This window comes from Pseudoalteromonas sp. JC28, assembly GCF_013319255.1.
Taxonomy (GTDB): Bacteria; Pseudomonadota; Gammaproteobacteria; order Enterobacterales; family Alteromonadaceae; genus Pseudoalteromonas.
This window is the reverse complement of record NZ_QOKX01000002.1, coordinates 62,786-77,142: the sequence shown is the minus strand read 5'-3', so window position 1 is coordinate 77,142 and position 14,357 is coordinate 62,786. Positions and strand designations below refer to the sequence as shown.

Genomic DNA, 14,357 nt, shown 5'->3' with positions numbered 1-14,357 from the left:
AAAGTAAAATAGAAAATGAGAGTCTATAGATTGGTCTGAGAAGCCTCAAAGATAACCATAAGCCTTGCACTGGAAATTAATAATAAGTTCGTCAGTTACAAAGGGCTTAGTTATTCATTGTGATGGCAACTCCTAATGAGGAAATAAAACGAATAGAGGCAAATAATTAGCGATAAATCGTGCCTACGTTTATTTTGCAGGCACAAGGGCCTGTTGATCTTTGCTGTTTGACTTTTGTTCTCCTGAGTGTGTTTTGGTCGCGACGCTCGACTTGCCGCCTAGTAATCTAGGCAAAAGTTGAGCAACAATGAACAAAGCGCACTCAGGTGAACCCAAAGGGCAGCGCTTGATTAGCATTTCTACTGTGTTATCGCCTGACTCACATAGAATAACTATGCTACGCAGGCTCTGCCTTGTATAAATACCAATCAAACTGCTGCAAAAATAAACTTGAAAGATACACAGGCCCTAGATTAAATGTCAAGGCACGGAATTGATTAAATTACAATTGAATGGGCATAAATGGTTTGATTAAGACGCCGACCACGAGGGCCAGCAACACACTGACAAGCGTGCCCAACATCACGTATTCGGTGAGCTTTCTGTCTTGGCTTTGGGTTAGATCGCCAAAGCGAAATACCGATTTAGCAGCGAGAATAAAGCCGATAGCAGCCCAGCTATCCAGTAACATGCAGCTCAGTAGTAATACACGTTCAAGTTGACCAATTAAACTTCCTGCTTGCGGCAGGCTATCAAGAGCTGAATTATTGAGTTGCCAACGCTCAAGCAGCATGCTGGTGAATATCGATGCAGGATGCAATACCATTAAATAGCCCACAACCAATATTAGCAGCTGGACATTAGCAAAAGGCTTTGCAAAGGCACTGAGCGCAATTTCAGGCTCAGCAATGTGCCAAGTGACGGCCACTAATATGGCAATATGTGCACATTGATCTAGCACAAAAGGAATAACGCCTTTGCTAGAATAGGATTTAGCTAAGTCGATACAATAGTGGCTAATACCTACCGCTAGCGCAAAGAGCAGCGCATTCCACTGTGCTCCCCAAAACAAAGTCGACTGCCAAAGTAGGATGATTGCAAGTGCAGCCCCGCCATGCGCGACACTATGCCACAACAACTTGATGGACTTATAGTGACGGGTATTTCTGTCATGCACCCAGCTCATAGGTTGGAGGTAAAAGTCAGTGATTGTGTGGCCTATTACTAACCACAATAACAATACTTGCCATTCGTTCATTAAGTCCACCTCGTGATATTTAAGTGTTGAGCATTCGACTATTGGTGTGAGCGTGCAATTGCTAAAAATTGGTCTAATAAAGCATAGTGTGCGCTATTGAGTAATTTAGTTACGTTCACCCGACTGGTGTTGAGTTGTTTTGCAATATCGGCATGGCTCAACTTAGGGTGTGAAATATGAATAAAAGCGGCCTCTGCTTGTTTTTGGGTTAAGTTCGAAAGTAATAAATCCACAAATGCCAGATTTAGTGCAAAGTGGGCATTACTGTCATTGTTATACCTGAGTCTTGCTTGTCCAATTGCGTCCAACCCTCGGCCCGCAAGTACCAGCGCAGCACCTGTCGCGGTTGATAAATCTGCTGCTGTGATATTAACGTCACCGATCGCGAGGCTGAGTCTGGCATCGCTATGTCGGCTAATTAAAAACAATCTTAGCTGTAATGCCACATTGAACAGTTTCGTAGCATCTGGCAACACAAGCTGAAAGCCGTCGCCGCGGTAAAAACTATAATAGCCCTGTTCCACAGTCGCTATTTCAGCTAAGTAATCCTTTAACTCGCTTTGCAGCCTTGTAAGTTGTAATTGTGACAGTGACTGTGAGCCGACAATGTCTGCTGTGATCACCGCACCTTGAGGTATTGATGCCATAAAGGTAACTTAATTTGGTTACATTTAAATAAGTAACTGATATTGGTTACATTGATTTTGGTATGAAGCTGGATAAAAAGCAAGCAGTCGCTAAGGTTTGTTCGCTTTGGTAGTATTTTACCAAAGCGAACGCAGGTATGGAGGTAGACAAAGCTCCCGCATATGTGAGAAATAGACGTTTATTAACTGTCCTTAATCTTACAGGTCGCTAAAGCTTAAGTTTTTGATTTTGTTTATTTTTACCCTGTTTATCCTTATACTGATAATTATAATAATTGGCATTGTTAGCGCGTGCGCTAGGCATACTGGGGATTTATGGTAGAACAATATTGGGTTGGTGATTTTTTTGTCGATTTATCACGTAACCAGATTTCACACCAAGGTGAATGTCAAACGCTTGCACCAAAGGCTCTGGCGGTGCTCACTTGCTTGGCTCAGAATCAAGGCAAAGTGATGAGTCTTGATACTTTGCTTGATACAGTATGGCCAGATACCGTGGTCTCTCCTAATACTTTGCAGCGTAGTATTGCGCAATTGAGAAAGGCGCTTGGGGATGATGGTAAGGTGCAAGCTTACATCCAAACGCATGCTAAAAAAGGGTATAGCTTAGAGTGTGAAGTACGTTGGGGAGGGCAAACGAGCGAGCTGACGAATGCTGAGCCGCAACTCGAGGTGATGCCAATCCCTGAACCTGAAATGCAACAAGATAAGCACCTCAATCAAAGTTGGAATAAACACCTTTATGTGTTTGTTTTACTCGCCTTCACTATTTTGCTTGGGGCTATTGGCTATCAATATTTTTCCACCAAAAAACCTTCACCACTGTTCTTTGATACTTTGCGCTCATTGACCGCAACTGACGACAAAGAATTTGATGCAAGCTATTCCCCAGATGGTCAGTACATTGTTTTTCATCGCTATTTAGATAAGTTTTGCGATAATAAGATATGGGCTAAAAAGGCGGATACCCAGCAAGAGATCCTACTCACAGAGCGCTTTGGAGCATACGGCAGGCATAGTTTCTCAAAAGATGGTGAGCAGTTGCTGTTTTTGGCCACCGACGCTTGTAGTGGCGAACCAGTTACACAAAAGCGCTGCTACGACCTTGTAACTCTCGATTTTACTAAGGCATTGGAAAGCCCTCAGCAGCCAAAAGTTATTCTCCAGTGTAAAAACTCGGTGGTTGATAAGCCTATCTGGCTGAACGATGGCAATGTGGTATTGAAGCAAAAACAAGGCGAGCGCTGGAAGCTGATCAATTACTCCATTGACGGCGAAAGCGGTGTCGATCTTTATATCGTAGAAGACGGGACGTTGATTGATTACGCCTATTCTCCTCAAGATGATTTAATCGCGGTCAGTAGTATTCATGCCGATGGCCTACATTATATCGATATGCTAAAACCTGACGGTGAGTTGCTCTCTAGTCATCAGATCCAGCGGCCGCCGGAAATTACTAAATTTCACGATATCTACCCAAGTTTTGACCCACTCAACCAGCAATTGATTTTTAGTACCGGACGTCAGCTATTTAGTCTGACTTATGACGGGCTTGTGAGTAAAATTCAATTGCCGTTTTCGGATCGAATGAGGCAGCCTGAATTTCGCCCTGATGGCAAAAGTATACTGATGATCAAAGGACCTTACGACGGTGATATCGTAAAATTACCACTGACACAGTTAGCACAAGGCGCTCAAACATACACCAGCTTTGCACGAACCAACCTTGGTGAAGATCAGGCTGTTTTTCAGCCTGATGGAGACTTAGTGGCATTTTGGTCGGAACGCTCAGGTACTGAACAGGTGTGGCTAAGCGATGGCAATAACACGCGACAACTGACTAACTTCCCGTTAGATACTTTTATTCGTGGGATCCACTGGGCTGAGGATGGCCAAAGCATATTGGTCAGTGCCAGTGGTGTACTGACACAAATTGCTTTAGATGGTAGCTTGACATCTTACCCGCACGCCTACCCTGTTTTACGCTTATATCAATGGAAAAGTGCAACACAACGTGCACTAACACAGATTAGGGTAAAGGGAGAAATGAAGTTAGCTGCTTATGATTTTGCTCAACAATCGTTTCAAATATTGACGCAGCAACCTGTGCTGTGGGCACTTGAAAGTGAACACGGTAAAGTTGTGTATAAGGATAGACTTGATCAGTTTTGGCAAATAGGCGCTGTTGAACCTCAGCGGATCAGTGCACTAAACAATCAAGGCGGCAGAGGAAAATCTTTTGTAATGCGCGGCAATGGGATATATGGCGTCAATGAAGACAATCAACTTTGGTCCTATGATTTAGACAAAACGTCGTTTACCATACTCGGCGAAGTGCCTACCAGTGTCGACTATCTCACCGACATTAACGACAACGATGTGCTTTTGATAAATCGAATATCGGCTAAGAAAGAAGTGGTAGAGCTTACGGTTGCGAATCAATAACTGGAGTATCAAAATGAGCAAATTAGCTCAATATCAGCGTTTTAGGTAAGAGCTAGGGCAGTTGCTCGCACAATACAAAGGCTATGGGTTTGTACTTGGTTTTCTGCTAAACCTCAGTATTTGGCATATTGCATCTCAGTTTGTAGCTGATCCCTTTGTCTCTAACTTTTGGAATCAAGTATTTGTTTCCTTGCTCTTTTCTGCGGTTTTTTGCCTGCGTGCAGAGCGAAAACCAACTTAATTTACTTACTGAAAAGAAAGGCACAACACGCATGTGCCTTTTTACAGCAAGCGCGGCTATAAACAATATTGTGAAATGATCTGATATACTTGGTTGATATTGTCGCCCGCTTTAAATTCTTTACTAATTGGTGTTGGGTCTGAGCCAATCCAGATTTTTAATTCCGCATCAAGGTCGAAGTGACCCGCAGATTCTTTGCTGTATTTTGTGATTTTGCTATACGGAATGCTGAGCATTTCTACTTTGCTGCCCGTCATGCCTTGCTTGTCGATTAAAATTAGACGCTTGTTGGTAAAAATAAACAAGTCGCGGATCACCTTGTAAGCTTGTGCAACTTCTTCTCCAGCAATTAATGTATCTGCTAATAACTTATCTACTTCGCTACTGTCTACTTCGCTTGCATTACCGAGCAGACCACTTAATAGTCCCATTGTTGTTCTCCGTTTTATTTCAATTCGTCTTAGGCTGATCTCAAGATAGTGCTTAGGTCGAAATGAATTAATGATGAAAGTGCAAAACCAGCATAGAAAAGCGCGCTGATTTTGCCAAATAAATAACCTGAGTTTGGAGTAAGGAGTTAGCTTATATCTCTTATTAAACAAATTTTGCCATCGCGGAACGCAAACTCTGAGCGGCCTTGCAAGGAGATGCTTTGTCCTGCTTTCATGCCATTGGCTAAGTCTTGGGCTAATTTAGCTTTGTAGGTTACATGAACAATAAACAGATCATTGTCTTGCGTGGCAGCGGTTAAAGATTGATTGCGTTCTGAAAATAACTTAGCAGACTGATTTGCTAATTCTGCAAATTCCATTTTACTGGTTGTACGCGTTGTAATTTCACCATTGGCAAGATTCTCAAACACGACATCATCCGTGAGCTGAGCTAGCATTCCCGGAATATCAAAATGATTGTAGGCAGAGATATAGTTTTTCACTAAGGTTTCCATTTTTTCCTCCTTGGTGTAATGGATGCTAATAAAAATTTAGATCGGTTTGTTCAATTTCGCACACTCTTTTTACCACTTTTTGCTGTGCCATCATTCGCATAAATCGGCCCAAATGTGCATAGTCTTTTGGCGCAGTATTAAACCCACTTGCCCAATGGGCCAGCATAAATAAATAATAATCACAAAGCGTGAGCTGTTCACCAACTAAGTAGGTGTTTGTTGCTAACTGCTTGTCGATAAGTGCAAACATGCCGCTGACTCGTTGCTCAGCGGCTTGAGACATGGTCTTGCTGCTCTCTGGTGACAGCTGATATTTTTCAGGATAGAAATACAACATGAGTTCTGGCTGAACCGTCGTGGTTAAATAAAAAAGCCACTGATAAAACGTGGCTCTCTGTGGGGTTGCTGGCGCTGGGATAAGTTTTCCTTCAGGGTGCTTTTCGCACAAATGCAAACAAATTGCTGCACTCTCAAAGATGATTTGGTCACCGTCGACCAATGTCGGGATCCGTCCTGTAGGATTGAGTTCTAAATAGGTCGCAGACTTTTGTTGTTGCGTTTTTCTATCGACCAAGAGCAGTTCTTTTTCTAGTTGTAGGTGCTCAAGTACGAGATGTGGTGCCCAACTGGCATTACGAGGGTAGTAAAACAACTGATACATCTTTTGCTATTCCTTGACGATACTTTTTGTTAGCGTGCAATTGGTATTAGATGGTTGCAACTTTTATGGAGGCTGTAAACCGTTATTTTGCTTTTAGCTGGGAGAATCAAAAATGTATATTGGCAAGCTGTCGAAGCAAACTGGGCTGTCAGTCAAGGCCATTCGCTTTTATGAAGAAAAAGGGCTTATTCCTACCCCGGAGCGTGTTGGTAAATATCGCGTCTATTCTCAAGTAGATGTCGATCTGCTGTTATTAATAAAAGAAGCAAAATCGCTCGGTGTGTCGATTAAGCAATTACAGCAAGTGATTGAAATTAAAGGGCGGCAAGTCAACTGGGTCGAAATCAACACATTTTTAGTCGAACTCAAAGCATCCTGCATAGAGCAAGTTGCGCAGCTTCAGCAAAAAATACAACGTATTGAACATTGCATCGCATCACTTGATGAATGTCCACAGATAAAACTATCCTAACCTGAGGTTTGGATAAGGAATGTTCCAACTCATTGTTGCTAAAGCACAACTTAGTTTTTTCCTTGTCTAGCCAGCAAGATTTAGGGAAAACACCGCTTCCGCGTCCTGCTCTCGCTAAGGTACCTACATCCTGTAGGCAAGGCGAATTTACGCACCAATAGCTGGCTATTGGAAGTGAATTTAACGCAGTTAGCGCTAAAACTGGCTGCTAGAAAGGCATTAATTATCCGCAGCTCAGGTTATCCTAGTCTTAGGTAGAGTAACTTGACTCTCCCGTTAAGGGGAGACAGTACACTCGTTTCTCAGTCATGTGATAAGGAAACGACGATGAAAAAAATACTGCTACTAAACGGTAACCCCAAAACCAAAGGCCTGTGCCACGCTATCACCACAAGTTATGAGCAAGCTGCAAACACCCAACATCAAGTACGCAGAATGGATCTTAGTGAGATGCACTTTGAAATCAATTTGATGTATGGTTATGAAGCGAGCCAACCATTAGAGCCATGCCTTAAGCAATTCCAAGAGAACTTACTGTGGGCGCAGCACATTGTGATAGTAAGCCCAATTTGGTGGTTGGCGTTACCAGCCAAGCTCAAAGGGCTAATAGATAGAGCATTACTTCCAGGCTTTGCTTTTAAATACAGTGAGGCCGGCACTGAAATTGAAAAGCTTCTACCGCATAAAACCGCAAGAGTCATTCTCACCTCAGACACGCCGCAAACTTATTTGGAAGAAGTTGCTGCTGGGCTTATGGCTCAGCTAGAACATGGGACATTGGGATTTTGTGGTATAGAGCCAACTCAACATACGCTATTTGGCCCTGTGCACTTAGCAACGCCTGAGGTAATTGATAACTGGCTGAGTGAAGTGACAAGTCTAGCCGTGCGGGGTGAGTGAATAAAAACACATAACTTCTATTGCTAAGCTTATTTTAAATCAAAATTTGCAATGCCGAATGTTGCTATCTTTTACACCAAGATGGCAACTTGGGCGGAGTGTATGCGAATTTGGAGTTTATTACTTTTTGCGTTTCCATTATTGGGAGCTGCAAATGAGCCAATTCTGCCACTTGAGCCTGCAATAGGGCTTGATGCCGATAAAGTCAGCTTGGGCAGATCACTTTTTTTTGATAAGCGGCTTTCTCGAGGAAACCAAGTCAGCTGTGCGTCATGTCACCAATTACCCAGTCATGGCGCGGATGTAAAGCCCCTTTCCAGTGGCGTTAATGGCGCACTCGGTGAGCTAAAAACTCCAACTGTTTACAATGTGGCTTTAAATATTCGTCAAGCTTGGGATGGCCGTGCGCAATCGCTTTATGATCAAATCGACTCACCCATCTTAAACCCAAAAGAGCATGATATGACTTGGCCAGAAGTCGTTGCCAAGTTAAATCAAGATAAAACGCTGGTCGCGCAATTTACTAAAGTGTACTCGCAGGGCGTAACGAAACACACGGTAAAAGACGCAATAGCGACTTTTGAAGGGTCGTTAATCACGCTTAATGCACCGTTTGATTTATGGCTTAAGGATAACAGCATAGGATTACCTAAGTCGGCTATTGCCGGTTATGAGTTATTTAAACGGTATGGTTGCATTAGCTGTCATCAAGGGCGCAATGTTGGTGGCAATATGTTTGCCAAAATGGGCACCTTTGGTGATTATTTTGGCGATAGAAATACACCAATTCAAAAAGCGGATTATGGTCGATTTAATGTAACTGGCAATGAGCAAGATCGCTTTGTGTTCAAAGTACCGAGCTTGCGACTTGCTAGCAAACAAGCATACTTTTTTCACGATGCTAGTCATAGCAGCCTAGAATCCGCCGTTGCGACCATGGCCAAATACCAACTTGGTCGTAATATCTCAGACTCCGATATAAACAAGCTAGTTGCCTTTATTGACAGCCTAGCAGGACATCACCACGAAATGGATTTGGAAAACCACGAATGAAGAATAAGGCCTTCATTGGTGTGCAAGCGTTACTGCTGTGCGCGCCAATTGCGCTGTTTGCGTATTTTTACTCGCAACAAGAGCTCAGCAGTCAAACACACCAAGCACGAGTTACCCTGCTCTTTGAAGCCAAGAGTATTGATGCCAAACTGGATGCCGCGGTGTTACAAATGCTTAGTGCACAGCTCAATCAATATGATGAGTTAGCGCGATTAGCACATGCAATCGACGCTTTGAATACACCACAGCGAGATGCATTATTTGCAGAAGCCACGCCCGATATTCGACAGCAATTTAATGCCTATCGTCAGCTACTCAGCAATAAAGTATTGCAAGTCGAATCCATTAAAACAGCGGCAGCAAATATTAGAAACAGCCTGCTTTATCTCCCCGAGTTGCTAATCGAGCTGGAGCAGAGTGAGCCCGAACTGGCAACCCACGCCAATAGAATGCTTGCTAATTTAATGTTGGGTCAGCTCTATGAATTTGTCGCAGAGCCTTTACTGACCATCAACTCTGAAAGTGGCTTAGAGCAGCTTATCTATCAGCATTTTAACGTCGCGCTTGCTAACAGTGCAGAATTAAAAAAGGCAAAACAACGCTTTTTGTCTTTGCCGAGTGATCAAGCTTTTTCAGCCCTTTACGCGGCATATAGCCAGCATCACAGTGAAACCATAGAAAAAACCAAGCATCAAAGTGAATTGCTTTTACTGCTGACCATTGTGCTATTTTTGCTCTTGATTGTGTTTGCAAATCGGCTTTATGTGGCCAAAAATAAAATTCTGAGCACCAGCCAAACTTTGTCTGATGCCGTTGCGCGTTTAACCGAAGGCTTTGCTCTTTTTAGTCGCAGTGGCAATTTGCTGCTCTGTAACAGTGCTTGGCGTAATCATTTTGCAATTGCCGATAGCGAAAAAATGCCACGCAAGTTAGAAGAGTGGCAGCAGCAGTTTGGAGAAATTTTTAACTCCGACGCCAATTTGCATCAAACCGAATCTGGCGCTTGGTTACAGGTAAAACAAACGAATACACACAACAATGGCCAAGTGTTTGTGAGTGTTAATGTTTCCCTTTTTAAACAAGCGGAAGAAGAGCTTCGCAAGTGGGGCCATGCCATTGAGCAAAGCCCCTCTTCTATTGTGATCACCGATCCTCGTGCTCGCATTGAATACGTTAACCCTAAGTTTGAACAAGTTACTGGGTATTCACTTGAGGATGTGAAAGGACAAACACCCAAAGTACTAGGCTCCAAACAAGGATTTACCGACTACAAAACGCTGTGGCAAACCATCAAACAAGGCAAAGTCTGGCGTGGTGAGTTTTACAATCGCCGTAAGTCTGGAGATTACTATTGGGAGTACGCGTCTATTTCCCCGATTAAAAACCAGCAAGGGGAAATCATTAACTTTATTGCGATCAAAGAAGATATCACTGCACAAAAAAGCGCAAGTGCACAGCTTAAAACCGCAGCGGCGGTATTTAATGCAACGCAAGAAGGGATCATGACCACCAACGCAAAACTTGAGATCACCGCGGTCAATCCAGCTTTCACCAAAATTACTGGATACGAAGAACATGAAGTGCTCGGTCAACGACCTAATATTTTAAGTTCAGGTAAGCATGACAAACATTTTTATGAGCAGATGTGGAGCACCCTCAACTCGCACGGACAGTGGGCAAGTGAGATCTGGAACAAGCGTAAAGACGGTACTTTATATCCAGAGTGGCTAGCAATCAGTGTCGTGCATGATGACAAAGGGCTGGTGCAGCAATACGTTGCTATATTGTCTGATATGACCGAGCGCAAAGCGCAAGAAGAGCAGATTGAATATCAAGCCTATTACGATGTGTTGACCGGACTGCCGAATAGAACGCTATTACTTGAGCGCATTGAGCAAGATATTAAACGCATGAGCCGTACTCATCATCAAAGTGCAGTGTTATTTATTGATTTAGATAGGTTTAAGCGTGTCAATGACACCATGGGTCACGAGGCCGGAGATGCCTTACTTATCTCCGTAGCTAAGCGCTTAAACGGCCTGCTGCGTAAAAGCGATACCTTGAGCCGCTTTGGTGGAGATGAATTTGTATTGTTATTGAGCCAAATTGCGCATCCGGATCATGCTGCTCAAGTAGCCGATAAAATTGTCAAAGCACTGAGCGAACCATTTGTGATCAACGGCTTTGAGGTATTTACGGGGGCAAGCATCGGGATCGCGATTTTACCAAGTGATGCAAAAGATCAAAAAGAGTTATTACGACTTGCCGATTTAGCCATGTATAAAGCAAAAGAAGCGGGACGCAATCAGTATCACTTTTTTGCTCAAGAAATGCAGCAACAGGTGAATCGGCGAGTTGAGCTGGAGCAGCTGCTCCGAGCTGCGCTTGAACATCAGCGCTTAACCGTACATTACCAACCTATTGTCGATACGGTGTCGGGTAAATTATATGGTGTCGAGGCGCTCATGCGCTGGCCAACTGATTTCGGCCAGTATATTTCTCCTGCTGAATTTATTCCTGTCGCTGAAGAAAGCGGTCTTATTGCTCCTCTTGGTGAGTGGTTACTTGCTAAGGCATGTAATGATATTCGCAGATTAAATAAAGCACTTGGCATGAATTGTTATTTGACGGTAAATGTCTCGAGTCAGCAATATCGACTTGGCTTTAACGCCACTACCATTAAACAAATCATACAGCAATCAGGCTTTCTTCCAGAAAATCTAACGCTTGAAATCACAGAAAGCATCTTACTTGAAGATGATAAAGCCGTAACTGCTTGGCTTCAAAGCCTACGGGCAACGGGAGTCAACTTAGCAATCGACGATTTTGGCACTGGCTACTCTTCTCTTAGCTATCTTAAACGCTTCCCCATCAATATATTAAAGATCGACCGAGGTTTTATTCAAGATATAGATCAAAACCAAGATGCTGCCGTTTTGGTCAACGCGATTTTGTCGATGGCGGAGAGTTTATCGCTCAAAGTGATAGCCGAAGGCGTAGAGCAACAAGGACAACTAGATTGCTTAAAAGACCTTGGTTGTCAGTATGTACAAGGATACTTTTATGCCAAACCAATGGCGGTTGAAGGATTAATCGACTGGGTTGAGCAATTTGCCATTGCATCGGAGCGAATACCTCCCAAACTGTGGTTGGATTGAAGTGTGTGGCTTGGGTTGTATTTGGTGAGGGTTCGTGGTGTCTGATCTTACATGCTAGCTTTTGCTCAGTTATTACAGACATATCATTCAGGACTTTTCTCCTTATATCGGAAGTCTAGCAATAAATAATCTACCTCTGTTTTATTTATCCACTTCTCGTCCATTCTTTTGAACCTACATAGAGAATGAAGCAAACAACGTCGCCTATGCCTATTTTTAACTCATAGCAATTATGCTCTTTGCTCGCACCATATAAGCTATCAGTACGATATCTCAACAGTTCGGTGTAATTTATCGTTTGCATATGCAGCTCATTTGAGCCAATGTTATTAGGTCATATGAGCCGAAAAAATGAGAGAGGTAGGATGGCTACAGCCCAATTAAAAAGCTTCAAGCCCAAGCGTAGTAGCAAAACAAACTTTTGGATTAGTCTTGGAATTGAAGACGCAAATATAGCGCGGACAGAAGCGGTACATCAGGGGTTCAAGCCAAAGGTGTATCGCAATATTATAGAAATGACAAAGCTTTCTCAAAATGAATTTCACACCGTAACTCATATACCTGTTAGCACTATCAAGCGCCGACTTAAAAATGAAGAACGCTTTAGCACCCAAGAAAGCGACGCGATTTATAGGTTGGCTATGTTAATCAAGTTAGCTACCGAGTTATTCAATGATGAGAAAAGAGCATTAGAATGGATTCGTGAAAATGTCTATGGATTGAGTGGCAAGAGACCGCTCGATATGGTGTCAACTACGGTGGACTTTGAGATTGTAAAGGACCTTATAGGAAGAATTAAACACGGGGTTTTCTCATAATGAAGCTTTACCGTTTAACTCAAAAAAAGTTTGCGGACACGCCTTTTAGTCCCGAAGGTGCGAAGCTATATGGCGGTAGATGGAACTCTAAGGGAACAGAAGCTTTGTATTTCGCTGAATCAGAGTCGCTGTGCTCTCTAGAAGTATTTGTGCATGTAAATAATGATCCAAAGATAGTAGATCAATACGATCTTTACTGTATAAAGGTGCCTGATGAACTTATTGTAAAGCTTGACGAAGAGGATTTACCTAAAACTTGGAGAAGCATTCCTGCAGGTGAAGAAACACAGGAAATTGGTGATGAGTTTCTAAATGCAGTAAAGCCTCAATACGCTGCCCTACAGGTTCCATCAACCATTTCACCAAGAGATAAAAACTATGTTGTTAACCCGAATCACCCTGCAATGAAAGCAAGTTTTAAAAACCATGAGAAACTTGAGTCTGGATTTGATCCTCGAATTTTTAAATAGTCACGTAAAACTTGCCAAAAGAATAGTTTAGTCAATACAAGTATTAATAAGCTAGCTTTGTGAGGTAATAAGGTAATCTAGCCCTCAGTCGCTGATATCAAAATGTATCCTATATTTCTTATTCACCATTTTTAAACATTTTATCGGTGATTTCTTGGGTAGGCACTCACCCACCCTCCCTTTTTATTGAAAGGTTCTCTCCTTTGCCAACTACTCAACGCAAAATTGCAGTTAGTAAAATTAAGATCTGTAAAAGTAGGCAAAGTACATTGGTAACAATGATTGCCATTCGCTGAAATCTCAGCCCATACATCAGCCAAAAACTAAACACCAACACATACCCGATTAAAAACGTAAAGGACAAGTTGGTTGGGCCTTGGCGCTCAAGTTCGCTGAGTAGCTGGCCGAATAATGCGATAAAACCGATACCGCCGAAGAATACACCGGCGAAATCCCAGTAGGTATCTTTCGTTTGATAAAAGCCTGTCAGCCATGTTTTCATTCGCTTACTTCCTCTGATAAGTAGATATCCTGATAGTGATTGATACGGGCAACAATATGGTCGTGGTGAATTGTGCAAAATCGGTTAACCACGACTACGTCACAGCCTGCGCTAAGTGCGGATCTTACCCCTTGATCTGAGTCTTCAAATGCAAGACATTTAGAGGCTGCCACTCCCAATCGTTTGGCCGCCAATAAAAATGGCTCAGGGTGAGGCTTACCTTGCCCAACATCATCTGCGGTAATTAATATTTTAGGAATAGGTAAACCTGCTGTGGTGAGTCGTGCAATTGCATTGTGGCGATTTGCAGAAGTTGCAATGGCCCATTTGCGTTGCTGTGCTTTTATTTCGCTTAAAAACGATTTAGCTCCAGGAATGGCTGCTACGGTATGGGCAAGGTTGGCTTCAGCTTGTTCCAACAGCTCGACTTCATGCTGGCTATCTAAATGCGGAGTAAATTGTTCTATAAAGTCTTTGAAACGTGCACCTCGGCCCGTTGTTAATACCATTTCCAAATTGACATGATGTTTCTCACACCAAGGCGCGACGGCCTGTCGAACTGCAACTTCAGAATCAACAAGTGTGCCATCCATATCGAATATCAATCCCTGATAATGGTTCAGGTTGAGTGAATTAAGTGCCATTTTTACTCCTTATGATAATGTTTCATGCATAAACAGGCGTTTATTGATATTAAACCGGCTTTATCATGCATGTATGTGCAAATAATACGCTTGTATCTCGATCTTTTTCAAGTAAAATTACGCAAAAATATGCAGGAACATG

At 42.8% G+C, this 14,357-nt stretch carries 14 protein-coding genes; 7 read left to right on the top strand and 7 right to left on the bottom strand.

The features are described from left to right. Window positions 1-502 precede the first annotated feature (502 nt). Together DS891_RS05655 and DS891_RS05650 are read right to left on the bottom strand one after the other, a co-directional pair. Window positions 503-1,258 carry a DUF3307 domain-containing protein gene (locus DS891_RS05655; RefSeq protein WP_174169137.1) on the bottom strand — a complete coding sequence of 252 codons (756 nt, stop codon included), beginning with the start codon at window positions 1,256-1,258 and terminating at the stop codon, window positions 503-505. A gap of 38 nt (window positions 1,259-1,296) precedes the next feature. Further along, window positions 1,297-1,905 carry a hypothetical protein gene (locus tag DS891_RS05650; RefSeq protein WP_174169136.1) on the bottom strand — a complete coding sequence of 203 codons (609 nt, stop codon included), beginning with the start codon at window positions 1,903-1,905 and terminating at the stop codon, window positions 1,297-1,299. 315 nt (window positions 1,906-2,220) lie between these two features. Between DS891_RS05650 and DS891_RS05645 the strand changes: the two genes are divergently transcribed. Beyond that, window positions 2,221-4,350 carry a winged helix-turn-helix domain-containing protein gene (locus DS891_RS05645; protein ID WP_174169135.1) on the top strand — a complete coding sequence of 710 codons (2,130 nt, stop codon included), beginning with the start codon at window positions 2,221-2,223 and terminating at the stop codon, window positions 4,348-4,350. Between the two features lie 297 nt (window positions 4,351-4,647). Here the strand turns inward: DS891_RS05645 and DS891_RS05640 are convergent, their stop codons facing one another. From DS891_RS05640 to DS891_RS05630, 3 genes are all read right to left on the bottom strand, one after another. Beyond that, window positions 4,648-5,022, bottom strand: coding sequence for a PH domain-containing protein (locus DS891_RS05640; protein ID WP_010605565.1), 375 nt, complete (start codon window positions 5,020-5,022; stop codon window positions 4,648-4,650). Between the two features lie 146 nt (window positions 5,023-5,168). Then, window positions 5,169-5,537 carry a nuclear transport factor 2 family protein gene (locus DS891_RS05635; protein ID WP_010605566.1) on the bottom strand — a complete coding sequence of 123 codons (369 nt, stop codon included), beginning with the start codon at window positions 5,535-5,537 and terminating at the stop codon, window positions 5,169-5,171. A 25-nt stretch (window positions 5,538-5,562) separates the two neighbouring features. Then, on the bottom strand, window positions 5,563-6,198 hold the full coding sequence (locus tag DS891_RS05630) for a glutathione S-transferase family protein (protein WP_174169134.1): 636 nt from the start codon (window positions 6,196-6,198) through the stop codon (window positions 5,563-5,565). A gap of 112 nt (window positions 6,199-6,310) precedes the next feature. On the opposite strand from DS891_RS05630, the gene DS891_RS05625 reads away from it, so the two are divergent. The 6 genes from DS891_RS05625 to DS891_RS05600 all read left to right on the top strand — a co-directional run bounded on the left by DS891_RS05625 (window position 6,311) and on the right by DS891_RS05600 (window position 13,069). After that, a complete protein-coding gene (locus tag DS891_RS05625) occupies window positions 6,311-6,670 on the top strand; it encodes a MerR family transcriptional regulator (RefSeq protein ID WP_102058166.1) in 360 nt (119 codons plus the stop codon). Window positions 6,671-6,997: 327 nt separating this feature from the next. Beyond that, window positions 6,998-7,570: an NAD(P)H-dependent oxidoreductase gene (locus DS891_RS05620; protein WP_174169133.1), complete on the top strand. Its 573-nt coding sequence runs from the start codon at window positions 6,998-7,000 to the stop codon at window positions 7,568-7,570. Between the two features lie 102 nt (window positions 7,571-7,672). Further along, complete coding sequence (locus DS891_RS05615) at window positions 7,673-8,623, top strand: cytochrome-c peroxidase (protein ID WP_174169132.1); 951 nt, start codon at window positions 7,673-7,675, stop codon at window positions 8,621-8,623. After that, window positions 8,620-11,781, top strand: coding sequence for an EAL domain-containing protein (locus DS891_RS05610; protein ID WP_174169131.1), 3,162 nt, complete (start codon window positions 8,620-8,622; stop codon window positions 11,779-11,781). Before DS891_RS05615 ends, DS891_RS05610 begins: the two co-directional genes overlap by 4 nt. 365 nt (window positions 11,782-12,146) lie before the next feature. After that, window positions 12,147-12,599: an antitoxin Xre/MbcA/ParS toxin-binding domain-containing protein gene (locus DS891_RS05605; protein ID WP_010376128.1), complete on the top strand. Its 453-nt coding sequence runs from the start codon at window positions 12,147-12,149 to the stop codon at window positions 12,597-12,599. After that, a complete protein-coding gene (locus tag DS891_RS05600) occupies window positions 12,599-13,069 on the top strand; it encodes an RES family NAD+ phosphorylase (protein ID WP_174169130.1) in 471 nt (156 codons plus the stop codon). The genes DS891_RS05605 and DS891_RS05600 overlap by 1 nt, the downstream gene beginning before the upstream one ends. Window positions 13,070-13,283: 214 nt before the next feature. On the opposite strand, the gene DS891_RS05595 is transcribed toward DS891_RS05600, so the two are convergent. Together DS891_RS05595 and DS891_RS05590 are read right to left on the bottom strand one after the other, a co-directional pair. Continuing rightward, complete coding sequence (locus DS891_RS05595) at window positions 13,284-13,571, bottom strand: hypothetical protein (protein WP_019647463.1); 288 nt, start codon at window positions 13,569-13,571, stop codon at window positions 13,284-13,286. Further along, window positions 13,568-14,215 carry an HAD-IA family hydrolase gene (locus tag DS891_RS05590; protein WP_174169129.1) on the bottom strand — a complete coding sequence of 216 codons (648 nt, stop codon included), beginning with the start codon at window positions 14,213-14,215 and terminating at the stop codon, window positions 13,568-13,570. The genes DS891_RS05595 and DS891_RS05590 overlap by 4 nt, the downstream gene beginning before the upstream one ends. Window positions 14,216-14,357: the final 142 nt, after the last annotated feature.